Source organism: Burkholderia sp. MSMB1826 (assembly GCF_001526325.1).
Classification (GTDB): Bacteria; Pseudomonadota; Gammaproteobacteria; order Burkholderiales; family Burkholderiaceae; genus Burkholderia.
The window spans coordinates 40650-65443 of sequence record NZ_LOYN01000057.1 but is presented as its reverse complement, the minus strand read 5'-3'; the positions used below and the strand labels follow the sequence as shown (position 1 = coordinate 65443).

Sequence of the window (24794 nt, the reverse complement as noted above, 5' to 3'; positions counted from 1 at the left end):
GATCGACGGCGTGTTCGATTTGACCGGACGAAACGGGGCGATCCCGGGACGCCGGGTGTTCACGCGGGGCGGATGAACGGGGATAGCGGCGGCGCGCGGATGCGTGCCGCCGTATCGTTAGTATGAATCGTCGTCGAAGCGAGACGCCGCCGGCTGGCGCTTCATGTCCTTCAGCCAGCGCCTGACGTTGTCCGGATCCTCGAATTCGCGCAGCGCGACGGCCAGGTCCTGGTTGCTCCGCTGCATGCCGGCAATGTCGCGCGTCAGCATGCGCAGCACGGTATCGGGCGCGACCTTGGTGGACGACGCGATCCCGTACGTGCCCCTGAAATCGTTCTCGACGTGCACGATCTCCCGATCGAGCTCGCGCAACTGTTCCTCGAGGATGCCGTTGTAGCGCGTCAGCCGCGCTTCGCCGAGGCCGTCGATCGCGCGCCGGTCGATCTGTTCGATTTCCAGTTGCAATTCCAGCAACTGCAGCAGGTTGCCCTTGTCGTAAGCGTGATTGACGCGCTGCATCAGCGCGGTCTTGCGTGCCTGTTCGTTCGGATAGGATTCGCGATCGGGGTGCAGCGCGCTGGCCAGCTTGCGATAGATTTCGCGGATCGATTTGTTCGATTCAGCCTGTTCGGCCTCGATCCGCGCCTGCGCGGCCGATTGCTTCGGTGCTTTCTTGCGCTTCGCACGCTGCGCCTCGCGGGCCGCGTGAGCGGCCATGTCGCGCTCGAACTGGGCGTCGAGTTCGGCCTGCATCCGCTCGGCGAGTTCGTCGGCGGACAGCGAGGCGAGATCCTCGGGCGAGGGCGACTGCGATTCGGGTTCCCGTTTCGGTTTCGTCGGCTCGGGAGCGGCCGTTGCGTTGCCGACGTGGTCGGATCCGGCATGCCGGTGGTAAATCACCTTCCACGCCGCGTCGTCGCTGGTGTGCAGCAAATCGCGCGCCATGTCGGCGATCAGGTCGGACAGCGTGCGCTGCTCGGCCTTGCTCAATCCCTTCTGCAGGAACGCGTCGTCGAGCAGATGGATCAGCCGGATGCGCAGCGCCGTTGCCTCCTGTTCGAGCGGCAATAGAGCGTCGACGAATTTCTTCTGGAATGCCGGCATGACGGCTTCCCACGCACCGAGACGTTCGCGCCGCTTTTCGATTTGCTCGACGAGCGTATTGAACGTCTTCTGGGCTTTCGACAGGCTGGCTGTCTCGTGGCTGGGCGCGATGGCGACCGCGGCACCGCGACGTGCGGTCATGATCGATGTCCTCCGGCCGCGGCAGGAGGCGCGGCAGGCCGGTATTTTAGCCGGATGGGTGCGCCCCCCGAAACGGCTCGCGGCGCGTTAGCGCTTCATCGTCGCAGCCGCCGGCGCGCCCGAGTCCATGCCCGGTGCGCCGTTCGCCCCGTAGGCGGCTTCCGCGCTTTTGCGTTCCGCGAGGCGCTTGGCGGCGAGGCGTTCCTGCGCGGCGACGATGTCGCCCGGATAGTTGTCGCCGTCACCGGCGACCGGCTCGTAGCCGACCGACTCGAGATCGAGCAGTTCCTGGCGCACTTGCGCGCGCGTGAGCGTCGAGTGCGACGACTGTGCGTACGACGCGGCCGGTGCGGCGAGAAGGGCGGTAGCGGCGACAGTGGCGATGGCGGCGATGATGGATTTCACGGTTTCCTCGGACGATTTCGTTGCGGTTTGCTGAACCGACGAGGAAAGTTTAGGAGCCTTGACCGGCCTGATAAATGGCGATTCCAGGCGAACTGTGTTCCAGAATGAGTGAGAGTGCGCGATGCTGACGGAACGCGATGGAGATCGACGTTATGTGAAAGCGCGATGCGACGACTGCGCTGACGCGTGTTCCGGCGCGTCATCGTTCCGTCAGTCGCCGAACAACTGCCCCTGCCCGGAGATCACGCGTTCGAAATCGTCCCGCAGGAACGGCAGGATCGCATCGGCGACGGGTTGCAGCTGACGACTCAGATAGAACGCATAGTCGATCGGCGAACGCATCGTCTCCAGCGGCTCGGGGCCGGCCGTCGTCATCACGTAGCTGATCCAGCCGCCGCGCTGATACTGCAGCGGCCGGCCTTGCGCGAGGTTGAACTCGTCGGCGATGCGCGCCGCGCGCACGTGCGGCGGCACGTTGCGTTCGTACTCGCGCAGCGGTCGGCGCACGCGCTTGCGGTAGACGAGCTGGTCGTCGAATTCGCCGGCGAGCGTGCGCCGCACGTAATCGCGAATGAAATCCCGGTACGGCTCGCGCCTGAACACGCGCCGGTACAGCTCGCGCTGGAACTGCTGCGCGAGCGGCGTCCAGTCCGTGCGCACCGTCTCGAGCCCCTTGAACACGAGATCCTCGCTACCGTCGGCGGTCGCCGCGAGGCCCGCGTAGCGCTTCTTGCTGCCTTCTTCCGCACCGCGCACGGTCGGCATCAGGAACCGGCGGTAATGCCGCTCGTACTGCAGCTCCAGCGCGCTGTCGAGCCCGAATTGGTCGCGCAGGTGCGCATGCCACCAGCGATTCACGTGCTCGACGAGCGCGCGGCCCTTGGCGCCGGCTTCGTCGTCGTCGTGCGCGCGGCCGAGCCACACGAAGGTCGAATCGGTATCGCCGTAAATCACTTCGTACCCCTGCGCTTCGATCAGCTTGCGCGTGCGATGCATGATCTCGTGGCCGCGCATCGTGATCGACGACGCGAGGCGCGGGTCGAAGAAGCGGCAACCGGTCGAGCCGAGCACGCCGTAAAACGAATTCATGATGATCTTCAGCGCCTGCGACAGCGGCGCGTTGCGCTGCCGCTTCGCGTCGTCGCGGCCCTCCCACACGCGGCGCACGATGTCGGGCAGGCAGTGCGCGGTGCGCGAGAAGCGCGCGCCGAGAAAGCCGGGCACCGATGCGTCGTCGCCGGGATTCGCGAGCCCTTCGATCAACCCGACGGGATCGATCAGGAACGTACGGATGATCGACGGATAGAGGCTCTTGTAGTCGAACACGAGCACCGAGTCGTACAGCCCGGGGCGCGAATCCATCACGAAGCCACCGGGGCTGTTCTGCCCCGTCACGTCGCCGAGGTTCGGCGCGACATAGCCGAGCCGGTGCATGCGCGGCAGGTACAGGTGCGTGAAGGCTGCCACCGACCCGCCGGTGCGGTCGGCCGCGAGCCCCGTGACGCTCGCCCGTTCCAGCGAGAAGGACAGCAGGTCGGCCTTGTCGAAGATGCGCGTGACGAGTTCGCAGTCCTTCAGGTTGTAGCGCGCGAGCGCGGGCTTGTCGTGATCGAAGCGGCGCTGGATTTCGTCCATGCGCTGGTACGGATTGTCGATCGACTTGCCTTCGCCGAGCAACGCTTGCGACACGTATTCGAGGCTGAACGACGGGAACGTCCACGTCGCCGATTTCAGCATGTCGATGCCGTCGAGGATCAGCCGGCCGGCCGCGCCTGCGAAGAAGTGGTCGGGCTGCTGGCCGTGCGCGCGCCAGTCGAGCACGCTGCCGCCGCGCCCGAGCTTGAGCGGCACGCCGTATTGCTCCGCGTGCGCATGCAGGATGCGCAGGTCGAACTGCACGAGGTTCCAGCCGATCACCGCATCGGGATCGTGTTCGTCGAACCAGTCGTTCAGGCGCGCGAGCATCGCGGGCCGGGTGTCGCAGTAGTCGAGGCGGAAGTCGACGGCGCTCGCGTCGGCATCGCCGTTCGGCGGTCCGAGCATGTAGACCTGCCGTTGCCCGCAGCCTTCGAGCGCGATCGAATACAGCTCGCCGTGGACGCTGGTTTCGATGTCGAGCGACACGCAGCGCAGCGCCGGGCGATAGCCGGTCGCGGGCTTCAGCTCGGCGCCGGTCAGCGTGCCGTCGCGGCCGGGCTGGCCGCGAAACTCGACGCATGCGGTGATGAAGCGCTCCATCGCATAGCGATCGGGCGGCTGCACGTCGGCTTCGTAGACGTCGACGCCGGCCGCCGCGAGGCGCTTCTGGAGCCCGGACAGGTGGCGATAGCGCCGGCAATAGAGGCCGACGACCGGGCGCCGGCTGAAATCGCGCAGCGCGAGCGGGCGCAGTTCCGCCTCGCGTTCGCCGGCCAGCGTGTGTTCGGCGAGCGCCTGCTGTTCGGCCGGAATGAACGCGACGGCTTCCTGCGGGCGCAACCGCACGCGGCGCGGACCGCGTTCGGTCGCCAGCCAGAACTCGATCTCGATGCCGGATGCGGTGTCCCGCCAGTGGCGGGTAAGGATGAAACCCTGCTCGAACGCCGTCAAAACGCTTGCTCGTCGTGGATGCCCAGGCGGCGGATTTTAGCGCTTGAACGGCTGTCGTGCCGCTGCGGGCGCTTGGCAACAGGCGGCAGGAAGCCGTCGAGCGATGCGGATGCGGCGCAACGGAAGCGACGGCATGGCGATGACGGCCGGGGTAGACGGCCAGGCACTCGACGGACGAAGGACGCTATTCGCGATGCAGCGTTTCGAGCACGGTTGCCGGCGACCGCTGGCCGGCGCCATAGCCGGTCGACTGTAGCCTGGGCATCATGCCGACCACGAAGTCGATGAACGCCCTTACCTTGGCCGGAACGTGGTTTCGACTGGGATAGTAGACGTAAAGCGGGAACGTCTCGTCGCACCAGTCCGTCAGAACCGGCTCCAGCGTGCCCGCACGCAGGTGTGCGTCGATTCCGAGGTCGATCACCTGGGCGATCCCGAAGCCTGCGAGGCAGGCGCCGATTTTGGTTCCCGCATCCGTGACGGTCAGGGTGCCGCTGACGGCCACTTTCACTTTCTCGTCGTCGCGCCAGAACTCCCAGTCGAAGGGTCTGCCGGTGGCCGGGTCGATCGCGAGGATGCATTCATGGCCGCCGTCGACGAGATCCTGCGGCGACCTCGGCCGACCGCGCTGCTCCAGGTAGGACGGCGCGGCCAGAGTCAGTACCCGCGGACTGTATAGCCTGCGGCAGACCAAGGTCGAAATGGACGGCGGTCCAAATCGGATGGCGAGATCGAATCCCTCGCTGACCAGGTCCGAGAGATCGCTCCGGGTTTCCAGCTTCAGGTGAAGCGCGGGGTGATCCTTCATGAACCGGGTCAGCTCCGGCGCCAGCACGAGGCGTGCGAACACGGCATCGCATGCGACACGGAGCGTTCCGTTGACGACCGAGGTCTGATCGGAGGCGTCGACGGCCGCCTCTTCGATTCCGTGGAGTAACGGCAGCACTTTCGACAACAACGCATGGCCGGCGTCCGTCACTTCGACGTGCCGGCTGGTGCGATGCACGAGCTTTGCGCGCAGGCGGTCCTCCAGTCGCTGGATGGCGCGACTGACCGCCGGCTGAGTCTTGCCCAGACGAGATGCTGCACGGCTGAAGCTGCCGGATTCGGCCAGGGCTGCCAGGACGAGCAAGCCGCTGACCAGCCCTCCATCGAGGTCTTCCATCATCCATGTGTTCCTGTAATGGCAGCGATAACCGGGTCGCCGTAGCAGAGAGCGGGAAGGATCGCTCACTATACGAGCCGTTCACTACCGAGGAAAGCCGACAATGACCCAGACCCAAGCCGTCGTCGCTTTGATCGACGATTATTTCAACCTCGCTTATGAGCCGCAGAGCCGTGACTTCGACAAGATTTTCCATCCGAACGGCTTCGTTCAGTGGCTGGATGAAGGCCGGTTGCGCACGCTGTCGTCGTCGGAGTACGCGGCGCTCATCGGCGGGAGGCCCAGTCCTCGATCGACCGGCGCGCCTCGAGACGAGGCGATTCTCTCGATGGAGCATGTCTCTGACGGCCTTTCAACGGCGACGGTGCGGGTGCGGATCGGCAACCGGCTGTTCAACGATCACTTCGTCATGCATAAGGTGGAGGGCAGCTGGTTGATCGCGACCAAGGCGTCCGCCATCGTGCGTACGTTCGACTGAAGCGCGGCGCGGCGGATGCGCATCGGTGTCCGGTTTTCGCAAGCGGGCGACCGGATGCGGGCTGACAGCGACGAACAAAACCCCCGGGGAATGCATCGAATCCCCGGGGTTTTGGGCTGCAGAACATCGACTGGCTTGAATCGCGTGCCGCGGACCGGACTCGAACCTGCGCCTCAAACATGCCCCTCGTGCTCGATCGCCCCGCCATGCGCCACTTGCGCCGCGCCCCTCACCGGCACCCCTGATGCTCTGGCTACCCGCTTCGCCCACATCGCCGTCAGGATCGGCACGAGTATCGCCGTCACGAGGCACGCGGTCGCGACGATCGCGGTGGCCGCCGGCACCATCGGCTTGAACTTCGGAATCATCTCGCCGATGATCGCCGGGTTCGCGACCGCAGCGCCCGCCGTCGACGACGCGGCAAGCCCGGCCGTCCCGTTGCCGCCGCCCAGGACCTTGTCGGCGAGCATCAACGGCACGCCCGTCACGACGATCACCGCGAGCCCGAGCGCGATGCCCGGCAGCCCGCTCTTCGCGATCACGTTCAGATCGATGCCGTTGCCGAGCGCGAATCCGAAGAACGGAATCAGCGGATGCACGCAGCGTCCGAACAATTCGCGCAGCTCCACGTCGAGGTTGCCGAGCGTGAAGCCGATCAGGAACGGCAGCACCGCGCCGACGAACAGCCGCGTCTCGAACACCGCGACGCCGGCCGCGCCGAGAATCAGCATGCTGACGAGCGGCCCCGATTCGATCGACATCAGCACGAACGCGCCGGCTTCTTCCCGGGTGCCGTACTGCTGCATCACGGCCGCATAGAGGCCGCCATTGGTCATGTCCATCGACGTCGTGATCGCGAGCAGCGACAGGCCCGCGAACAGGCCCGTGCGGATGCCGTCGTCGGGGATGAAGCGCGCGGCGATCACCGTCGCGAGCCATGCGACCGCGATTTTCGTCGCGAGCAGCGTGCCCGATTTGCGCAGCACGACGCCCGTCGCGCGCAGGTCGATTGTCGCGCCCATGCAGAAGAACCAGACGGCGAGAATCGGCACCGTGCCCGCGATCAGGCCGTTGGTGAAAGAGCCGAAGTACTTCCCGGCGTTCGGCGCGAACGTGTGCACGCACGCGCCCAGCAGCATCGGGACCAGCATGAGTCCGCCCGGAATGCGGTCGATGGCCTGTTTCAGCTTCACGTCTCCTCCGTGGACGTCGATGCGTCCCGTTGTCGAATGATGTCTGCTGACTGACTATAGGACAGGATTCGGAACGATGTTCCGTTTTTGTGAGTTTCGACGGTAGTCGTATACCCGTAATGCTAGATAGCGCTGATCTGAAAGGAATTTATCGATCCGCCAGACGAGATCGAAAATCCGGATCGACGTTCCGAATTCAAGAAATGTGTGCTTCAATCCTCATCGGGGCGACCGGCGGCGACGGTGCCGGCGGCGGCCCCCTTCCCGATGGAGAACCGGCATGGACGTGCGGCATGGCATTCACGGCGAACACGCGAAGACGCTCGACACGGCCGGCCTGCGCCGGCATTTCCTGGTGGAGAAGGTGTTCGCGCCGGACGCACTGTCGCTCACCTACAGCCATATCGACCGCATCGTCGTCGGCGGCGCGTGGCCCGCGACGCGGCCGGTCGAGGTGCCGGCGTCGCTCGGCGCCGCGATGGGCGTGAGCCATCTGCTGGAGCGGCGCGAACTCGGGGCGATCAACATCGGCGGGCCCGGCTGGGTCGAGGTCGACGGCCAGCGTCATGCGGTGGGCACGGAGGAGGCGATCTACATCGGGCAAGGCGGGCAGGGTGTCGTGTTCGGCAGCGACGATCGCGCGCAATCCGCGAAGTTCTACCTGAACTGCGCGCCCGCGCACACGGCCTATCCGACCCGCACGATCACGCTCGCGCAGGCATCGCCGGAAACGCTCGGCGACGCGGCCACGAGCAACCGCCGCACGATCTACAAGTTCATCGTGCCCGATGTATTGCCGACCTGCCAGTTGTCGATGGGGATGACGAAACTCGAGCCCGGCAGCGTGTGGAACACGATGCCGTGCCATACGCACGAGCGGCGGATGGAAGTGTATTTCTACTTCAACCTCGCCGCCGACGCGGCCGTGTTCCACATGCTCGGCGAGCCGCAGGAGACGCGTCACGTGGTGGTGCACGACGAGCAGGCCGTGATCTCGCCGAGCTGGTCGATTCATTCCGGCGTCGGCACGCAGGCGTACACGTTCATCTGGGGGATGGCGGGCGAGAACCAGGTGTTTAAGGACATGGACCACATCGCCATTGCCGACCTGCGCTGACATCATGAAACGCGATACACCCGATCTTCCCGCCGCCGATGCGCATGCCGTGCTCGCCGGCCTGTTCGACCTGACCGGCAAGGTCGCGATCGTCACCGGCTGCAACACGGGGCTCGGCGCGGCGATGGCCGTCGCGCTCGCGTCGGCCGGGTGCGACATCGTCGGCGCGAACCGTTCGTCGTCCGATGCAACGTCGGCGCGCGTGGCGGCCGTGGGGCGGCGTTTCGTCGACGTGCGCGCGGATCTGTCGACGCTCGAGCCGGTCGAGCGGATCGTCGGCGGCGCGCTGGATGCTTTCGGCCATGTCGACATCCTCGTCAACAACGCGGGCATGATCCGCCGTTGCGATGCGCTCGAGTTCACCGAAGCCGACTGGGACGCCGTGATCGACGTGAACCTGAAGAGCGTATTTTTTCTGTCGCAGGCGGTCGCGCGGCAGATGGTGCGGCAGGGGCGCGGCGGCAAGATCGTGAACGTCGCGTCGATGCTGTCGTTCCAGGGCGGCATTCGCGTGCCGTCGTACACGGCGTCGAAGAGCGGCGTGCTGGGCCTCACGCGGTTGCTCGCGAACGAATGGGCCGCGCGCGGGATCAACGTGAACGCGATCGCGCCCGGCTACATGGCGACCGACAACACCGCGCCGTTGCGCGAGGACAGCCGGCGCAGCGACGAAATCCTCGCCCGCATCCCGGCCGGCCGCTGGGGCGTGCCGGACGATCTCGCGGGCGCGGCGGTGTTTCTCGCGTCGCGCGCGTCGGACTACGTGCACGGTCACACGCTCGCCGTCGACGGCGGATGGCTCGCGTGCTGACCGGATCGCGCGACGAACGCGTTATGCTCTCCCGATTCGCATCTCACGGATTCACGGACATGACAGCAACGCCCAGGCAGCGCAAGCGCGATCAGGCGAACCAGGAAACCGGGGCGGACCTTGCGGCGGCAGGCGCCGTCGAGAAGCCCGATTCGGTTGCCGCCGTCGGCAAGGTCTTTACGATCCTCGCCGCGCTCGGCGAGCGCCGCGAGATCGGCATCAGCGAACTGTCGCACCAGCTCGGCATGTCGAAGACGACGGTGCATCGCTTCCTGCAGACGCTCAAGGCGCTCGGCTATGTCGCGCAGGAAGGCGAGACCGATCGCTACCGGCTGACGATCCGGCTGTTCGAGCTCGGCAGCAAGGCACTGGAGAGCGTGGATCTCGTGCGCGAGGCCGATCTCGAGATGCGCCGCATCGGGCAACTGACGCGCGAGGCCGTGCATCTCGGCGCGTTCGACGAGGACGCGATCATCTACATCCACAAGATCGACGCCGATTACGGGCTGCGCATGCAGTCGCGCATCGGCCGGCGCAATCCGCTGTACAGCACGGCGATCGGCAAGGTGCTGCTCGCATGGATGTCGCCGGCCGACGCGCGGGCGGTGCTGGCCGGCATCGAGTTCAGGAAGTCGACCGCGAAAACGCTCGCGTCGGCGGATGCGGTGATGAGCATCCTGCCGCACGTGCGGCGGCAGGGCTACGGCGAGGACAACGAGGAGCAGGAGGATGGCCTGCTGTGCCTCGCGGTGCCCGTGTTCGATCGTTTCGGTCGCGTGATCGCGGGGTTGTCGCTGTCGTTTCCGACGATGCGGTGCGGCGCGGACACGAAGGCGCATTACGTCGCGTTGCTGAAGGAGGCCGGGCAGGCGATTTCCGCGCGGCTCGGGCATCATCCGGAAGCGGCCGGCGTCGAAGCGACGACGGTCGCGCAGGATTGAGCGTGGGCCGGACGCGAACCGGCAAACCGAAAAAATACGGCGTTCACGAACGAACCATGCAGATGAAGACGACGATGCACATCGGCATCGCGATGCTGGTGCTCGGCGCGAGCCTGGGCGTGCACGGCGCGCACGCGAAGAACTCGGTCGATTGCGGGAAGCTCGACGCAGTCGCGAGCGGCCCGGACGACAACTTCCGACCGCCGGCGTCCGGCACGGTCGTCGGGGCGGGGCGCGCGTATTTCTACTCGGCGCCCGACGCGCAGTGCGTCACGAAGCGGACCTTCATCGTCCCCGGCGATTCGGTGACCGTCTACAAGTCGCACGGGCGCTGGTACAACGTCATGTACGTGAACGGCAAGACCGGCAACGACGTCGAAGGATGGGTCGAGCAGAGCCGCGTGCACCTCGGCGGTCAATACGGCGCGCAGTAGTCGCCGTTTGCGGCGCCGCTACACCGTCGCCGACGCGAAATCCCGCGTCAGGTGCGCCGCGCGCATGGGTCGCCGATACAGGTAGCCCTGCGCGTACTGGATCCCGACCGCATGCAGCGCGCGATGCTGCGCTTCCGTCTCCACGCCTTCCGCGATGATCTTCAGGCCGTAGTGATGCGCGACGGCGGCGATCCCCTCGATCAGCCTCGCGCTGCCATGGTCCAGTTGCGAGACGAACTGTCGGTCGATCTTCACGTAGTCGAACGGAAAGCGCGACAGCATGTCGAGATTGCTGTGATGCGTGCCGAAATCGTCGATCGCGAACTTCGCGCCTTTCGACCGCAGCGCCTGGAAGATCTCGGTGGTTCGCGCGTTCTTCTCGAGCAGGATGCGCTCGGTGACTTCGAGCACCAGCGTGAAGCCGGGCGGCAGCGCGCGGATCGCTTCCTCGACGACGGCCACGAACCGCCCGCGCTCGAGGTCCTGCGGCGCAACGTTCACGGCGATGCGCAGAGGCGCGGACGGCGTCAGCGCGGTCAGCTCCGACACGGCGGTGCGCAGCACGAATTCGGTGACCTTCGGCAGCACGGTGCTCGACTCCACCTGCGGGATGAACACGGCCGGGCTGATGGCCCCCCACTTCGGATGGTGCCAGCGCAGCAGCGCTTCGACGCCGACCGTCCTGCGCGTCTGCACGTCGACGATCGGCTGGTACACGATATGGAATTCGTTGCGCCGGAGCGCCTGACGCACCGCCTTCAGCAACAGTCGGCGCGGCGCCATCGCGAGCAGGTAGGCGGCCATCACGAGGCTGTCGGCCAACAGCACGATCGTCGCGCAGATCAGCCGGTAGTGGCGCTGGACCTGTGACGCGTAGTGCGCCGAGGCGACGACCGACACCGTGAACGGCCAGTGCTGCGAAGCAATCGTGCTGCCGCCCGTGGGGCCGGCGTCCGTTTCCGGCGTGAACTTCCCGTGCTGGTCGAGACGGCCCGAACCCGCGATCGACAGCACGGCCGTCGCCGCTTCATTGCCGGTGCCGTGGGCGAGCGCGTCGGCCACGTAGTCGCCTTCGATCAGGTACAGGACGCCGGCGCCGCGCGCGGTGGCGCGAAATGCGGACAGCACCGGAATGTCGTGCTGGAACGGCGTCTGGCGCAGCAGCGTGACGACCGTCGATCCCGGGTCCGGTTCGCGTGCGTAGACGGCGAGCGGCAGGTCGATCGACCCGAGCGCCGACGAGCACATGACGCGCCCGTCGTTCACCAGCGCGACCGCACGCAGGTAACGCAGGCGAGTGCCCACTTCGGCCAGCGTCCGGAACACCGTCGCGCAGGGGCGTCCGACGAGTGCGGTCAGTTCGTCCGCGTGCCGAAGGCGAACGCCGTCCAGGATGCGGTCCACGGAGGTCACGATGTCGTTTGCGACGACGCGCTCGTGCGCGGTGACGGCGTCGCGCGCGTAGCGGTCGGCCAGCACGATCGCGAACGCGGGCACCAACACGCAAATGATCGCGGCGGCGAGAAACACGACGCGCGGCCACGCGCCGCTGCGGTGGAAAACGGGCTTCGAGCCGCGGGCGCGCGCCCACGGTCCTCCGGTTGCCTTTGTGGTTGTTCGCATGGCGTGGCAAATCGAACCGGTCGATGTGCAAACGGCGCGCATGCCGCATGCCTGATCCGGGCCATGCGGCTCGCGCGCCGGCTTCGGGACGCCGGTCGAGTCGGCCGTTGCGGCGGGCATCGGCACGCGCCTGTCGCGATCGGCCATCTATCCGGCAGCATTCCGTAATAACATGCTCGCATCGAGCATGTATATGGACGCAGCGTACCGAAAAAAGCCCCGGCCGCACAGTGTGTGCAGCCGGGACGAAAGACACCGTCTCTTGGCACGAGGATGGTGCGCGGCAAGTATAAGATGCGGCGCGCCATTGCGAAATATTGTTGTCTAAATATTGATGAGATTTCGCGATTGTGTCTCAAAAAGAAACATTTTCATGCGACGTCGTTGTCGGTCGACTGCCGCCCCGTCATGAACGATGCGGTGCCCGCGGCGCTTCAGAAATCGTTGCGCATCTTGTGGAGCAGGCCGCTGGGCGACTGGTGCGTGTCCACGGCGGTGAGGACATCGGTCAGGAACCACGGCAGGTTCAGTTGCGTGTCGGAATCGCCGACGCAGACGCGGATCGGCGGCGCGCTGGAGGGGGAACGGGCGCCTTGCGACGCATCCCGCGACGGCACGCAATTTTTCGCGTATGCCGGAGCCGGAGCCGGCGCGACGGCGCCGGAGGAGGCGCCGGCGATTGCCGGCACGGGCATGCTGACGGCGGTAAACAGGGTCAGGGCAGCGACAAGGACGACGCGTTTCATGAGATTCTCCGGTGATGGTCGTTCGACCATCGCGAGTCGCCGCGAGTTCGTCGGCGCAAGATGCGTGTCATGTTCCCGAACCGGCCACCCGGCCGCATCCGACGCTGGCTGCGCCCCCGGCTGGCGGCTGCGCCACTGCCGCGGCGATCCCCGCACGGGTGTCGTTCCACGCATGTATATTGTCGCCGTGCATCGACCGGCCGGCGATATCGCGCGGCTTCGTTTGCCCGTTACGTGTGCGCGCACTGCCAACCCGCCGGAGCACGGCGCTCGCGGTGGAGCGCCAACAACAATGACAAGAACCAGAGAACGTTCCGAGCCCGCCCATGAGCGATACCGAAGTTGTTTTTCAAATCACCGCGGATGATCTCGTCCACGCATACCGGCTGAATCTTTGGCGCAGGTACAACCGGAAATACCTGCTCAAGTCTTTTGCGATCGTTACGACCGTGTACGTCGTCCTGCTCGTCGGCGGCATCCGCGTAGCAAGCGGACATTTTCCGGAATGGCGCTATGTGTGGACGGCTGCGGGAATCGCGGCTGTCGTTGCGATCGGCGTGCCCGTCCTGAATCATCTGATATTGCCGCGCGCGGGTCGCAAGATTTACGACCAGCAAAGGACGCTTCATCAGGTTCACACGGTCATTTTCCAAGGCGACCGGTTCATTGTCGAAACGCCGACTTCGCGCGACGAAATTCACTATGCGGATCTCATCCACTGGAGCGAGGATCGTCAAATGATCCTGCTGTATCAGTCATCGGTGATGTTCCGCGTGGTGCCGACGCGCGTGCTGAGCGACGGACAAGCGGCATTCCTGCATCGAGTGCTGCTTCAGCACGGCGTGCGCAAAGTCTAGCGGGCCGCGGAGCCCATGACGAAGTCCGGACGGTCTGCGCCGTCCGGGATTCAACGTGCGGCCCCGGCCAGACGGCCCCGCGTGTCACGTCACTGATACCCGTAACACTGCTTCAGCCCCGCGTAGTCGTAGAAGTGGCTGCCCGGCGCGATCTTCGCGCCGTCGCACGCGGCCTGGAAATCCGTTTCGCGCTCGTTGTACAGCATCTTCACGATGAGCCGCGATCCGTTGCGATAGACATCCCACTGCATGTTCGCGGCCATCGGTGACACCTGGTCGCCGCGCCACGGGTTGTTCGCATACGTGTACGTCTGCGCCTGCGGCGTCGGCACGAACACGTTCTTCAGATTCATGATCGACGCGAACGGAATCACGATCTCCGCATGCGTGAAGCGCAGCTTCGCGGCGTGTGTCAGGTCCCCGCGCGCGATCGCGTCGACTTCGCCGAAGAAGTCGTCCTGCAGCACCTTCGCCATCCGGTACGTCACCGGGTTCGCTTCCTGGATGCCGGGCCCTTTCTGATAGTAGTCCTCGGCATCCTGCAGATACGCGAGATACTGCGCCTGGTCGGCGCCGATGTACTTCTCCATCGTGACGCCGCCGGTTTCCGCGGTCATGGCGGGCGCAACCTGCAGCAGGTTGTACAGCACGTTCACCGCGTCGACGGCCGTCGCGATCTTCGTCTTGCCGTCGCCCTTCAGCGTGTTGGTGAACTTGCCGTCCGACGACGTGAACGCATAGGTGCCGGTGTTCGCGAACGTGTAGCCGTCGGAGCCGAGCTTCGCGATGAAGGCCGGCGACACGAGTGCGGACAGCACCGTTTGCGCGACGTCGGCCGCCTGCGGCGCGGCCTTGATCGCTTTCAGCTTCGCGGCCACCGTCGCGTCGTTTGCATAGGCCTGGTACGCCTGGCTTGCCTGATAGTTTGCGTAGTACGGATCGCTCGTGTCGGTCACGAGATCGGTGGCCGGCTTCAGCGAGTGGAAATACAGCAGGAAACGGTTGGTGCCGGCCGGCTGCGCGACCGGTGCGCTCGCCGGATAGCCGGCCGGCGCGGCCGGCAGCGTGATGGCCGGCGCCAGTGCCGGCTGCGCGGCGACGAGCGCCGCCGAGAAATACGTCGAGCTGTCGACCGCGCGATCCTGGCCCGAGTTGACGACGACCACCTGCCGGTTGCCCGTGGCGAACAGCGCGGGCAACCGCTGCGCGAGACGTGCGGCGAGTTGCTGATGTTCGCGGATGCCGGTTTGAGTCAGGTTGCCGTATCCGGGCGTCGAGATGCCCTGCACGCCGTAGCCGAGCAGCGCATTGGCCTTCATCATCGCGTACGTGTCGGCCTTGAGCTGCGCGCCGAGCGTGGTCAGCGCGCCGTCGGCCTCGGCCTTGGCCAGCATCGCGTAGATCGCGCCGTCGTACTTGAAGCCCGACAGCCCGCGCGAGCCGTGACGTGCGACGAGTTCGGTATAGACCGGCGCGTAGCCGGCCGGCGGCGCTTCGTACGTTGCGGCGTCCTGCTGCGGGCGGTACGGCGTCTTCGTCTGGTAGTAGGTCGCGGGTGTCGGGGCCGGCGCGGGCTGAGGTTGAGGCTGCGGCGCGGGCGCCGTGCCGTTGTTGTCGGCCGACGTGGCGGGGGGCGTCGAGTCGTCCCCGCCGCAAGCGGCGAGCAACAGGCAGGCAAGCGTGAGAGCGGCGGCGGTGCGGATCGGGCGTGTCATCGTGGCGGGCAACGGACGGGACGATGCGCATGAGCGTCGTCCCGTCGCCGGGGGAATGTGGTCGAGCCCCGCAGTGTTGCAAGCGACTTTGACAGCAGAATGTCAGGATGCGGTCGGGCAATCGTCGGATTGCCGCCGGATCGACGACGATGGCCGGCTCGAGCCGGCCCGGGTGCCGGCGTTCAGTGCAGCTCGGCCGATGCGATCGAGCGTACCGTATCGGTGATGTTCACACAGCGCGACAACCCGAAATGCTCGGCTTCGCGGCGTTCCGGTTCGCTGCTCGCGACGCCGACCGCGCGCTCCCGCGGTACGCCGAGCGCCTGCAGCGCGACATCGAACGGATGCTGATTCGATCGGGAGTCCTGTTGATCGGTGTCCGTGACGACGACCGAGAAGCGGTCGAGGTTCGCGCGGCCGAACTGGCCTTCGAACATGTCGTTGAGCCGCGCGGCCGGCAGCGTCGTGACGAGGCCGAGCCGATATCCTTCTTCCGATGCCCGGTCCAGCCAACGGATGATCGCGTCGCGTTGATGGCGCGACTCGCGCGAATCCGGCGTTGCTTCGATCTGCGCGAATGCTGCGTCGAGACGGGTGACGATGGCTTCGATGACCACGGTGATTCCTTTTCAGAAACGTGATGATCCGTTCGCCGACGGGAATGCCACACACCTTAGCGTCGATGCGGAAAACGCGACCAATCAATATTTATAGCCGACTCATACGATTCGACTAATGAATGGAGTGGCAAGCCAGAGCGGGCGCGGGATACGCGTGACACGGCATTTCACGCACGAATTGCACCGCATCGACGGCCTTCGATGCGATGCACCGGCGTGGCGCACATTCCGGCTGCATCGCGCATATCCATATGGAAAAACGGCATATCGGACGATGCTCGCCCGATCTGCCGCGCTGCGAGGCTGCGTGCGAACGGCGACGATCAATGCAGCTTGATCGACGGCTGGTTGCGGCTTTGCAGCCAGTGGCTCAGCGACTGGAACAGCGCGCGCTTGATGCCGACCACGCTGAACAGGTGCTTGCGATACAGGAACTTGTACAGCCCGATCGCCGCCAGCCCGTCGACGATCAGCGAGCGCGAGCGCATGCCGATATCCGCCTGATACACGGCGCCCGCATGCCCGAGCGACACGACGGTGCCCGCATCGCGGAACGTGAAGCCGGGCACCGGCTTGCCGGCGACGCGGCGCGCGAATGCGTCGACCAGATACACGGCCTGCTGGTACGCGACTTGCGCACGCGGCGGCAGGAATCCGCCCGCACCGGTCGACGGGCACGCGGCGCAGTCGCCGAACGCGAACACGTGCGGATCGTCGGGCGTCTGCAGCGTGTCGGTCACGATCACCTGGTTCGAGCGGTTCAGCGCGATGTCGCCGATGTCCCGCAGCATCGCGGGGCCGGCGACGCCGGCTGCCCAGATCGTGATGTCGCTCGCGAGGCGTTCGCCGGTCGCGGTCGTCACGGCATCCGCGCCGACTTCCGCCACGCGCGTATCGGTCAGCACGTCGACGTTCAGCGCGCGAAGCTGCGCGTGCATCTTGCCGGACAGCCGTTCGTCGAGCGCCGGCAGGATGCGCGGGCCGCCTTCGATCAGCCGGATGTGCACGTCGCGCGCGGACACCAGCGCCTTGAAGCGGTACGTCGTCAGTTGCTGGACCGCATGTCGCAGCGCGGCGGCCAGCTCGACGCCCGTCGCGCCCGCACCGATCACGTTGATGCAGATCGGCGCGCCGCGCCGTGCCGGCTGCTGCTCGGCCAGGTGATTCGCCTTCGTGCAGGCAGCAAGGAACTTGCGGCGGAAATCCTCGGCCTGGTCGAGGTTTTCGAGCGGCAGCGCATGATGCGCGGCGCCCGGCACGTTGAAGAAGTTCGTCACGCTGCCGACCGCCAATACGAGATCGTCGTAGTCGAGCACGCGCTGCGGCAGGATTTCCGTGCCGTCCGCATCCTGCACGGCCGCGATTGTCGCCGTGCGTGCCGCGCGATCGACCTGCTGCAGCGCGCCCTGCACGAAGCGGAAGCCGTGGCGCTTCGCCTGCGCCGCGTATTCGATCGTGTGGGAAGCCGGATCGCGATGGCCCGATGCGGCTTCGTGCAGCAGCGGCTTCCAGAAATGCGTCGGATAGCGGTCGACGAGCACGACCTCGGCCTGCCCGCGGCGTCCGACCGTATCGGCGAGACGCGTCGCGAGCTGCAGGCCGCCGGCGCCGCCGCCGACGATCACGATGCGCGGCAGGCGCGGTGCGCGGTTCGCTGCAAGGTGGGGCGTGGTGTTGTCCATGTTGGGCTCCCGCTGAATGACGATTCGGATGACATTGCTCAGGAACCGACGATATAGTTTCGAACCCACTCGAACAATTTAATGTTTATAAGCAACTCATATGTATTCACTTATAAGAAAGACCGCGACGTTCCGGCAGTTGAAGGCGCTGGACATGATTGCGCGGCTCGGCAGCGTGTCGCGCGCGGCCGAGGAACTGAACCTGACGCAGCCGGCCGTGTCGCTGCAGGTTCGGCTGCTCGAGGAGGCCGTGGGCGCCGCGTTGCTGCAGCGAGTGGGGCGCGGCGTGCAACTGACCGCGGCCGGCGAGATCGTGGCGCGCTACGCGCGCGAGATCCTGCATCTGTGGAGCGAGGCCGGCGACGAAGTGGCCGCGCTGACGGGCGATCTCGGCGGCACGTTGCGGATCGGCGCGATCACGACGGCCGAATACCTGATCCCGCCACTGCTCGTCAAATTCACTGCCACGCGTCCGCACGTGAAGACGTATTTCAAGGTCGGTAATCGCGACGACATCATCCGCATGCTCGCGACGCATGAAATCGATCTCGCGGTGATGGGCAGCGCACCGAAGGAGCTGCGTACGCATGCGGTCGAGTTCGCGAAGCACCCGATGGTGTTCGTCGCGGCGCCCGACCATCCGCTGATGCGGCGCAAGCGCGTCGCGCTGAAGGATCTCGAATCCGCGCACCTGCTCGTGCGCGAACGCGGCGCCGGCACGCGCTCGACCGTCGAGAGCCTGTTCAAGAACGCGGGCCACCGCTTTCATGTGGGCTCCGAACTGTCGAGCAACGAGGCGATCAAGCAGATGGCCGAAGCCGGGCTCGGCGTCGCGTTCCTGTCGTTGCACGCGTGTGCGCTCGAACTGCGCACGGGGCTGCTTGGGCAACTGCCGTTTCCCGGCAACCCGATCGAGCGCGAATGGTATGTGGTGACCCTCGCCGACCGGCGCATCTCGCAGGTGACGGGGTTGTTTCGCGATTTCCTGATCAAGCAGGGCGCGCCGGTGATCGACGGCGCGACGGTGGCGCCGCACGAGCGGCGGCGCAAGTAGGCGGCCGCAAGTAGGCGACGCAAGTAGGCGGGATGTCGACCGGCCGGTCAGACGAGCCCGAAATCGTCGTTGCTGTCGGGAATCGACGCGAGCAGCCGTTCGAGCCGGTACCAGCCGACGATCCGCAGGCACCACGCGGCGATGGCCGGGCGGCCGTGGCGGGCGTGGGGGCCGGATGAAGGGCGGGCGGCGCGGGGCGAGCGCGCGACGAACGCCGCGCGTTGCGGACAGTAATGGGGCATGACGGGCTCCGTAGGTGTCGGATGAGCCGATCGTAAGCGGCGCGGCGTCCGTCGGCGCGCACGCAAGGATCGTCCCGAGCAGAAACGGATGATCTTTTTGTGCTCGATGCGCAGACGGCCGGGCACGGCCGGCACGTCGGCGCGAAACGCGTCACAATGCGCATTCGTCACCCGATCTGGTGGAGACCCTCGATGAGCGATCCGATTCTTGCCGCGCCGACGGACAACGGCGTCCCGGTCAGCCTGCGCTCCAGCCGCGGGCTCGGCTGGCAGGGCTTCGGCGCGTCGCTGCTGGAGATCCGCGCGGGCACGTACCGGATCCCGGCAGCCGAGCATCACCGGATCGGCGTGCACATCGGCGCGCCGGTGCGGGCGGATTGCGTATGCGACGGCGAGCGCGTGTCGCGTATCCAGGCGCACGGCGACGTCGACGTGATTCCGGCCGGCCTGCCCGGCCAGTGGACCGACAGCGCCGACTGCCGGATTCTGCACATCGCGCTCAGCGACACCTTCGTGCGGCGCACGGTCGAGCAGCTCGAACTGAAGCCGTCGCACGCGCAGATCCGCCGGCGGCTGCAGGTGCGCGACCCGCGGCTGCAGCACATTGCATGGGCGATGGCCGCCGAACTCGAAGCGGAAGACGCATCGGATCCGCTCTATGCGGAAAGCCTGTGCACGGCGCTCGTCGCGCGGCTGGTCGACGGTCAGCCCGCGTTTCGCGAACGCCGGCGCACGCTCGCGCCGAAGGCCGCTGCGCGCGTGATCGACTATGTCGAAGCGAATCTCGATCGGCGCATGACACTGGCCGAGCTCGCGGCGCTCGTGTCGATCAGCGTGCCGCATTTCAAGGTACTGTTCCGCGAAACGCTCGGGATGCCCGTGCATCAGTACGTCGTGCGGCGCCGGGTGGAGCGCGCGAAGGCGCTGCTGCTCGAAGGCCGGCTCAGCATCAGCCAGATCGCGCTGGAAGCCGGGTTCGCGCATCAGAGTCACATGGCGAACTGGATGAACCGCGTGCTCGGCGCGACGCCGACGGAGATTGCGCGGTCGGGCGCGCGGGGCGGGTTGCGGCTGGCCTATGACGGCGAGGATGGATGCAGGGACGCATAACGGAACAGCGATGCACGGGCGTTTCGTTCGATCCGACGGCAATTGTCCGACAGGGTGTCGGACAATTGCCGCGTTCGCTTCTCCGGCGCCCACGAGCGCTGTCGAAGCGCGACGCGTCGGATGTGAGCGGCGGTTCGTTTCAGGTGGGTTGTGCCTTGTGATCGGCAGATCGCCCGACGCGACGCGATCGGTGTCGCATCGAGCAGCGCATGGCCACGGCCGTTCATCCCGCCATCCTTTCCTGCTCGATTCATCCGTCCGTGCGCGCCACCCGGGCCGCGCATGCCGACAATCACAGCACTTCCATCCCCCAAGGAGCGAATCGTGTTCGTGATCTTCGGCGCATCCGGCAACGTCGGCCAGTCGACCGTGACGACCTTGCGCAACGCAGGCCATTCCGTGCGCGCGGTGCTGCGCGACGCACGCCATCGTGAACGCTTCGTGCAACTCGGCTGCGATGTCGCGATCGCGGACCTGACGGACGCGCACGCGATCGCCGCGGCGATCGACGGCGCGCAGGCCGTGCAGATGCTGTGCCCGGTGCCGGTTGCCGACCCCGATCCGGCCGCGACGATGACGCGGACGATCGACGCGGCCGCCGCCGCGCTCGCAGCGAATCCGCCGCCGGCGCTGCTCGCGTTGTCGGACTACGGTGCGGAGCTTGAAGGCAATACGGGTATCACGCGCCTGTTCCATGACTTCGAGGAGCGACTGAAGACGATTCCGACGCAGTTGACGCTGCTGCGCTCGGCCGAGCATGTGCAGAACTGGGCGCGCGTGCTGCCGGTCGCGCTGGGCACCGGCGTGCTGCCGAGCTTCCACCATCCGGTCGACAAGGTGTTTCCGACGGTCTGGGCGCCCGACGTGGGCGTCGTCGCGGCGCGGCTGCTGCTCGATGCGCCGGAAGGCCGTGGCGGGCCGCGTATCGTCAGCGTCGAAGGGCCGCGGCGGGTGAGCGTGACGGCGATCGCGGATACGTTGGGCGCGGCCGCGGGCCGTGCGATCGTCGCGCACGAGCTGCCGCGCGACACGTGGAGCGCGACGCTGCTGCGCGCCGGGCTCGGCGAACGCCATGCGCAGCTGATCGTCGATTTGTACGACGTGCACAACGCGGGGCGGATCGACGTCGAGGCCGACGTGTCGGAGCGGGTGTACGGTACGACTCCGCTGGAGGAGGCCCTCGCGCAACTGGTGCGCCGGCATGCGCGTTGAGCGAAGCGTCGGCGCGCGGCGCGTCACGCAGGCCGTCGCACCCTGTTCAACACCGCATACGACAGGGATCCGATCACGATCCCCCAGAACGCGGACCCGAGCCCGAGCCACGTCATTCCCGACGCGGTCGCGAGGAACGTGATCACCGACGCTTCGCGATGGTTCTCGTCCTCGAAGATCCCGTGCACGTTCGCGCCGATCGCGCCGATCAGCGCGAGCCCCGCCAGAATCGCGACGAACGCCTTCGGCAGTGCGAAGAACACCGTGACGATCGTGCCGGCGAAGAGTCCGCCGATCAGGTAGAACGCGCCGTTCGCGAGCCCGGCGACGTACCGTCGTTCCGCATCCTCGTGCGCGTCCTTGCCGGTGCACAGCGCCGCGGTAATCGCCGCGACGACGATCGTGATCCCGCCGAAGCACGCGACGACCAGCGACATCACGCTGGTCGCGGTAATGATCGGGCGCGCCGGCGTGCGATAGCCGGACACGCGCAAAATCGTCATCCCCGGCAGGAACTGGCCGGTGAGGCTGACGACGACGAGCGGCAGCGCCAGGCTGAGCGTCGTGCCGAGCGTCCACTCGGGGGCGATGAAGATCGGCCGCGCGAGGCTCGGCGACACGTTGCCGAGATGCGTCATCCCGAGCAGCGTCGCGAGCGCGGCGCCCGTCAGCAGCACGAGCACGATGCTGTAGCGCGGCAGCAGGCGCCTGAAGATCACGTAGGCCGCGATCATCCCGAACGCGAGCGCGGGCTGCGCGGACGCGGCCGAGAACGCATGCATGCCGAACGGCAGCAGGATGCCGGCCATCATCCCGCAGGCGATGCCGCGCGGGATGTGACGCACCAGCCGGTCGAAATAGCCGGAGACGCCGATCGCCAGGATGATCAGCGCAGCCGTGATGTACGCGCCGACGGCCTGATTGAGCGTCAGTTGCGGAAACAGGCCGACGAGCAGCGCGGTGCCGGGCGCCGACCACGCGGTGACGACCGGCACCTTCAGCTTCCAGCTGGCGACGAGGCCCGACACGCCCGCGCCGATCGAGATCGCCCAGACCCACGACGACACCATGTCGTTGGACGCATGCGCGGCCTGCGACGCCTGGAAGAAGATCGCGAGCGGGCCTGCATAGGAAATCAGGACCGCGAGAAAACCCGCGGTGATCGCGGAAACGGACCAGTCGTGGCCGAGCGTGCGGATCGCGCCGGGTGGGGTGTTCGGTTGCATCGTCGTCGGGGAATGCGGCGCGCGGCCGGGCGGCGGAGCCGGGGCGAATGATGGTCGGAAGCCCGGATGAGCCGCCATTCTGGACATTGCCGACGCAATTGGCAATTCGGGCGCGGCCGAGCGGCATTGTCGGCATTTCGTAAGAATTGGCGCGCAAGCCCGGAGGGGCGACAGCGCGTGCCGGGCGACGTCACGTGCTGATCTGCAACACCTCGTCGATCACCGCCACTTTGATCCCGCTGCCCGTCGACAGCGACGCCGTGCCCTCGCCGAACGGATGCACGGGCGGATCGGTCGGCGTCCACGCATGGCGTGCGAGCAGTTCGCGATAGCCGCCGCGGATCACGAAGCCCCCGCATTTGCGCGCGTAGGCGTCGCGTCGCATCCGGTACGCGCGCGGCAGGTCGTACCACGGCAGCTTCGGCAGGTCGTGATGGACGAGGTGATAGTTGTTGTTCAGGTACAGCAGCCGCATCGCGAACCCGGCTTCGTTGATCGCGATGCGCGCCTTCGGATGCGGTGCGGCGCGATGCTCGTACAGCGAGCGGATCATCGCGAGCGACAGCGCGGGCCATGTCACGAGCAGCAGGTAGTACCACCACGGCACGCCGATCGCGCATTGCAGCCACGCGAGCAGCGCCGCCACGCACGCGGCATGCGTCGCCCACATCGGCAGATAACGGAAGTCGCCGCGCCGGAACGCGGCGAACGCCTCGCCGAACGTCGCGGCGATGGCCAGCGGCGGCCCGACGACGATTCGTCCGGCGAAAGTCTTGCGCGCGACCGTCAGCGCCCGGCGCCAGCGTGGCAGCCGCGCCCAGCGTGCGCGCGTCACGTAGTTCGTTTCGGGATCGACGCCCGGCACGGTCAGGTCTTCGTCGCGGTGATGGTCGAGGTGCGTGTCGCGATACAGCGTGTACGGATACCAGACGGTCAGCGGCGGATAGCCGAGCAGCTTGTTCACGAACGCGGAACGCGTCGGGTGGCCGTGCAGCAGTTCGTGCTGCAGCGACAGATGCCACGCGCCGAGCAGGATCAGCGGCGGCGTCGCGGCGGCGAGCGACAGGTGCCCGTCGCGCACGAGCAGCAGCACGGCGAGCCAGCCGCCGTAGATGACGACGACCAGCAGCCAGGTCGGCCACTCGGTGCGGGCGGTGAAGCGGGCGTCGAGCGCGGCGATCGCGCGCGCGTGGTCGACGTCGAAATATTCGGCCATGGCGTTGAGGCGGGGTGGATCGGGCAGTGCGGGGAACGAGCGGGGGAACCGGGGCGCTCGGCCCGGGTGCGCTGGTGTCTCGCGGATCACGGTCGACCTGCACGGCGTCGCGCGCGGTGGCGGCGCCGACAGGCATTCGAACGGTACCGGGGCGGCGCGGCGACGCCAACCAATCGATTCGCATTTGCTTATCGTGCCGGCGCCGATAAGCATCGGGGCCGCCGCCGATGCGTAGAATGTCCGCATGAAGCCCTGGATCGCAGTCTTGCCGATGTACAACGTGACGCCGCGCCACACGACCCTGTGGCGCGCGCTGCTGCGCGACGCGCTCGATGGGTTCGCGAAGGCGGGCGGGCCCGCCGGCGTCGCGCTGCCCGACGCGCCGTTCGACGACCTGCAAGCACTGTGGCGGCGCGACGATCTGCTGCTGTCGCAGACCTGCGGCTATCCGTACCGGATGCTGGGCCTGCGCGATACCGTGCGATTGATCGCGACCCCGGTGTTCGACGCGCCCGGTTGCGACGGTGCGCGCTACAGCAGCGTGCTGGTCGTGTCGGCGCGCGCGCATGCGGGCGGCGCGACGACGCTCGCCGCATGCCGCGGATTGCGAGCTGCCTTCAACGGCGAGGATTCACACAGCGGGATGAGTGCATTCCGGCACGCGATCGCGCCGCATGCGCGCGACGGCCGGTTTTTCGGCTCGGTCACGCCGTTCGGTTCGCACCTGAACGTGCTGCGTGCGCTGGCGTCGGGAGAGGCCGATTGCGCGGCGATCGACTGCGTGACGTTCGCGTACGTGCGCGACGCGCTGCCCGGTCTGCTGACGGATATCCGGATCGTCGGCGCGACGGCATCCGCGCCGGGATTGCCGTTCATCGCATCGCGGGCGCTGGCGGACACGCAGGTCGGCGCGTTGCAGGATGCGCTCGATCGCGCGGTCGCGGCCGATGCGCAGCGCGCGCGCGTGCTGAGGCTGAAGGGATTCGACCGGCTGTCGCCAGCCGACTACGACGCGATTGCGCGGTTCGAGCGGGAAGCCGTCGCGCTCGGCTATCCCGAACTCGCGTGACGCACGGGGCGCGGCGGCGCCGCGGCCGTCCGCCCCACGGCCCG

Annotated in this window: 23 protein-coding genes; 10 read left to right on the top strand and 13 right to left on the bottom strand. The window is 67.0% G+C overall.

Annotated features, from left to right (window positions below):
* Nucleotides 1–117: 117 nt before the first annotated feature.
* The 4 genes from WS95_RS30485 to WS95_RS30470 all read right to left on the bottom strand — a co-directional run bounded on the left by WS95_RS30485 (nucleotide 118) and on the right by WS95_RS30470 (nucleotide 5407).
* Nucleotides 118–1245, bottom strand: coding sequence for a J domain-containing protein (locus tag WS95_RS30485; RefSeq protein WP_059827777.1), 1128 nt, complete (start codon nucleotides 1243–1245; stop codon nucleotides 118–120).
* 87 nt (nucleotides 1246–1332) lie between these two features.
* Complete coding sequence (locus WS95_RS30480; protein ID WP_059827775.1) at nucleotides 1333–1650, bottom strand: DUF4148 domain-containing protein; 318 nt, start codon at nucleotides 1648–1650, stop codon at nucleotides 1333–1335.
* Nucleotides 1651–1860: 210 nt separating this feature from the next.
* Nucleotides 1861–4239 (bottom strand): DNA polymerase II, encoded by a 2379-nt coding sequence (locus tag WS95_RS30475; protein ID WP_059827773.1) that lies wholly within the window; start codon nucleotides 4237–4239, stop codon nucleotides 1861–1863.
* A gap of 184 nt (nucleotides 4240–4423) precedes the next feature.
* Nucleotides 4424–5407: a LysR family transcriptional regulator gene (locus WS95_RS30470; protein ID WP_257139974.1), complete on the bottom strand. Its 984-nt coding sequence runs from the start codon at nucleotides 5405–5407 to the stop codon at nucleotides 4424–4426.
* 100 nt (nucleotides 5408–5507) lie between these two features.
* On the opposite strand from WS95_RS30470, the gene WS95_RS30465 reads away from it, so the two are divergent.
* The gene (locus tag WS95_RS30465) at nucleotides 5508–5882 is read left to right on the top strand and encodes a nuclear transport factor 2 family protein (protein ID WP_059827771.1); all 375 of its coding nucleotides are present in this window, start codon (nucleotides 5508–5510) and stop codon (nucleotides 5880–5882) included.
* 173 nt (nucleotides 5883–6055) lie between these two features.
* Here WS95_RS30465 and kdgT read toward each other — a convergent pair whose 3' ends face one another.
* Entirely contained in the window at nucleotides 6056–7075 is a 1020-nt protein-coding gene (kdgT, locus tag WS95_RS30460) for a 2-keto-3-deoxygluconate transporter (RefSeq protein WP_059827770.1), read from the bottom strand.
* A gap of 280 nt (nucleotides 7076–7355) precedes the next feature.
* On the opposite strand from kdgT, the gene kduI reads away from it, so the two are divergent.
* The 4 genes from kduI to WS95_RS30440 all read left to right on the top strand — a co-directional run bounded on the left by kduI (nucleotide 7356) and on the right by WS95_RS30440 (nucleotide 10378).
* Nucleotides 7356–8192 (top strand): 5-dehydro-4-deoxy-D-glucuronate isomerase, encoded by an 837-nt coding sequence (gene kduI, locus WS95_RS30455; protein WP_059827768.1) that lies wholly within the window; start codon nucleotides 7356–7358, stop codon nucleotides 8190–8192.
* 4 nt (nucleotides 8193–8196) lie between these two features.
* Nucleotides 8197–9003: a 2-dehydro-3-deoxy-D-gluconate 5-dehydrogenase KduD gene (gene kduD, locus WS95_RS30450; RefSeq protein WP_059827766.1), complete on the top strand. Its 807-nt coding sequence runs from the start codon at nucleotides 8197–8199 to the stop codon at nucleotides 9001–9003.
* Nucleotides 9004–9062: 59 nt separating this feature from the next.
* Nucleotides 9063–9944: a DNA-binding transcriptional regulator KdgR gene (gene kdgR, locus WS95_RS30445; protein WP_059786455.1), complete on the top strand. Its 882-nt coding sequence runs from the start codon at nucleotides 9063–9065 to the stop codon at nucleotides 9942–9944.
* Nucleotides 9945–10006: 62 nt separating this feature from the next.
* Nucleotides 10007–10378, top strand: a complete 372-nt coding sequence (locus WS95_RS30440) for a hypothetical protein (RefSeq protein WP_059827892.1) — start codon at nucleotides 10007–10009, stop codon at nucleotides 10376–10378.
* An 18-nt stretch (nucleotides 10379–10396) separates the two neighbouring features.
* Here the strand turns inward: WS95_RS30440 and WS95_RS30435 are convergent, their stop codons facing one another.
* A complete protein-coding gene (locus WS95_RS30435; protein ID WP_059827891.1) occupies nucleotides 10397–12001 on the bottom strand; it encodes an EAL domain-containing protein in 1605 nt (534 codons plus the stop codon).
* 434 nt (nucleotides 12002–12435) lie between these two features.
* Entirely contained in the window at nucleotides 12436–12747 is a 312-nt protein-coding gene (locus WS95_RS30430; RefSeq protein WP_059827764.1) for a hypothetical protein, read from the bottom strand.
* Nucleotides 12748–13073: 326 nt separating this feature from the next.
* Here WS95_RS30430 and WS95_RS30425 point away from each other — a divergent pair, with 326 nt between their 5' ends.
* Nucleotides 13074–13604 (top strand): YcxB family protein, encoded by a 531-nt coding sequence (locus WS95_RS30425; RefSeq protein ID WP_059827762.1) that lies wholly within the window; start codon nucleotides 13074–13076, stop codon nucleotides 13602–13604.
* A gap of 89 nt (nucleotides 13605–13693) precedes the next feature.
* On the opposite strand, the gene WS95_RS30420 is transcribed toward WS95_RS30425, so the two are convergent.
* The 3 genes from WS95_RS30420 to WS95_RS30410 all read right to left on the bottom strand — a co-directional run bounded on the left by WS95_RS30420 (nucleotide 13694) and on the right by WS95_RS30410 (nucleotide 17621).
* Nucleotides 13694–15319: a histidine-type phosphatase gene (locus tag WS95_RS30420; protein ID WP_059827760.1), complete on the bottom strand. Its 1626-nt coding sequence runs from the start codon at nucleotides 15317–15319 to the stop codon at nucleotides 13694–13696.
* 182 nt (nucleotides 15320–15501) lie between these two features.
* Complete coding sequence (locus WS95_RS30415; RefSeq protein WP_059827757.1) at nucleotides 15502–15936, bottom strand: phosphatase; 435 nt, start codon at nucleotides 15934–15936, stop codon at nucleotides 15502–15504.
* A 326-nt stretch (nucleotides 15937–16262) separates the two neighbouring features.
* On the bottom strand, nucleotides 16263–17621 hold the full coding sequence (locus WS95_RS30410) for an NAD(P)/FAD-dependent oxidoreductase (protein ID WP_059827755.1): 1359 nt from the start codon (nucleotides 17619–17621) through the stop codon (nucleotides 16263–16265).
* A gap of 100 nt (nucleotides 17622–17721) precedes the next feature.
* Here WS95_RS30410 and WS95_RS30405 point away from each other — a divergent pair, with 100 nt between their 5' ends.
* Nucleotides 17722–18675, top strand: a complete 954-nt coding sequence (locus tag WS95_RS30405) for a LysR family transcriptional regulator (protein WP_059827753.1) — start codon at nucleotides 17722–17724, stop codon at nucleotides 18673–18675.
* Nucleotides 18676–18722: 47 nt separating this feature from the next.
* On the opposite strand, the gene WS95_RS30400 is transcribed toward WS95_RS30405, so the two are convergent.
* Nucleotides 18723–18917, bottom strand: a complete 195-nt coding sequence (locus WS95_RS30400) for a hypothetical protein (protein ID WP_059827751.1) — start codon at nucleotides 18915–18917, stop codon at nucleotides 18723–18725.
* 192 nt (nucleotides 18918–19109) lie between these two features.
* Here WS95_RS30400 and WS95_RS30395 point away from each other — a divergent pair, with 192 nt between their 5' ends.
* Together WS95_RS30395 and WS95_RS30390 are read left to right on the top strand one after the other, a co-directional pair.
* Nucleotides 19110–20027, top strand: a complete 918-nt coding sequence (locus WS95_RS30395; protein ID WP_059827749.1) for an AraC family transcriptional regulator — start codon at nucleotides 19110–19112, stop codon at nucleotides 20025–20027.
* 324 nt (nucleotides 20028–20351) lie between these two features.
* Entirely contained in the window at nucleotides 20352–21239 is an 888-nt protein-coding gene (locus WS95_RS30390; RefSeq protein ID WP_059827747.1) for an NAD(P)H-binding protein, read from the top strand.
* 23 nt (nucleotides 21240–21262) lie between these two features.
* Here the strand turns inward: WS95_RS30390 and WS95_RS30385 are convergent, their stop codons facing one another.
* Both WS95_RS30385 and WS95_RS30380 read right to left on the bottom strand, forming a co-directional pair.
* The gene (locus tag WS95_RS30385) at nucleotides 21263–22465 is read right to left on the bottom strand and encodes a benzoate/H(+) symporter BenE family transporter (RefSeq protein WP_059827745.1); all 1203 of its coding nucleotides are present in this window, start codon (nucleotides 22463–22465) and stop codon (nucleotides 21263–21265) included.
* Nucleotides 22466–22655: 190 nt separating this feature from the next.
* A complete protein-coding gene (locus WS95_RS30380; protein WP_059827743.1) occupies nucleotides 22656–23681 on the bottom strand; it encodes a fatty acid desaturase in 1026 nt (341 codons plus the stop codon).
* A 244-nt stretch (nucleotides 23682–23925) separates the two neighbouring features.
* Between WS95_RS30380 and WS95_RS30375 the strand changes: the two genes are divergently transcribed.
* Nucleotides 23926–24750: a phosphate/phosphite/phosphonate ABC transporter substrate-binding protein gene (locus WS95_RS30375; RefSeq protein ID WP_059827741.1), complete on the top strand. Its 825-nt coding sequence runs from the start codon at nucleotides 23926–23928 to the stop codon at nucleotides 24748–24750.
* Nucleotides 24751–24794: the final 44 nt, after the last annotated feature.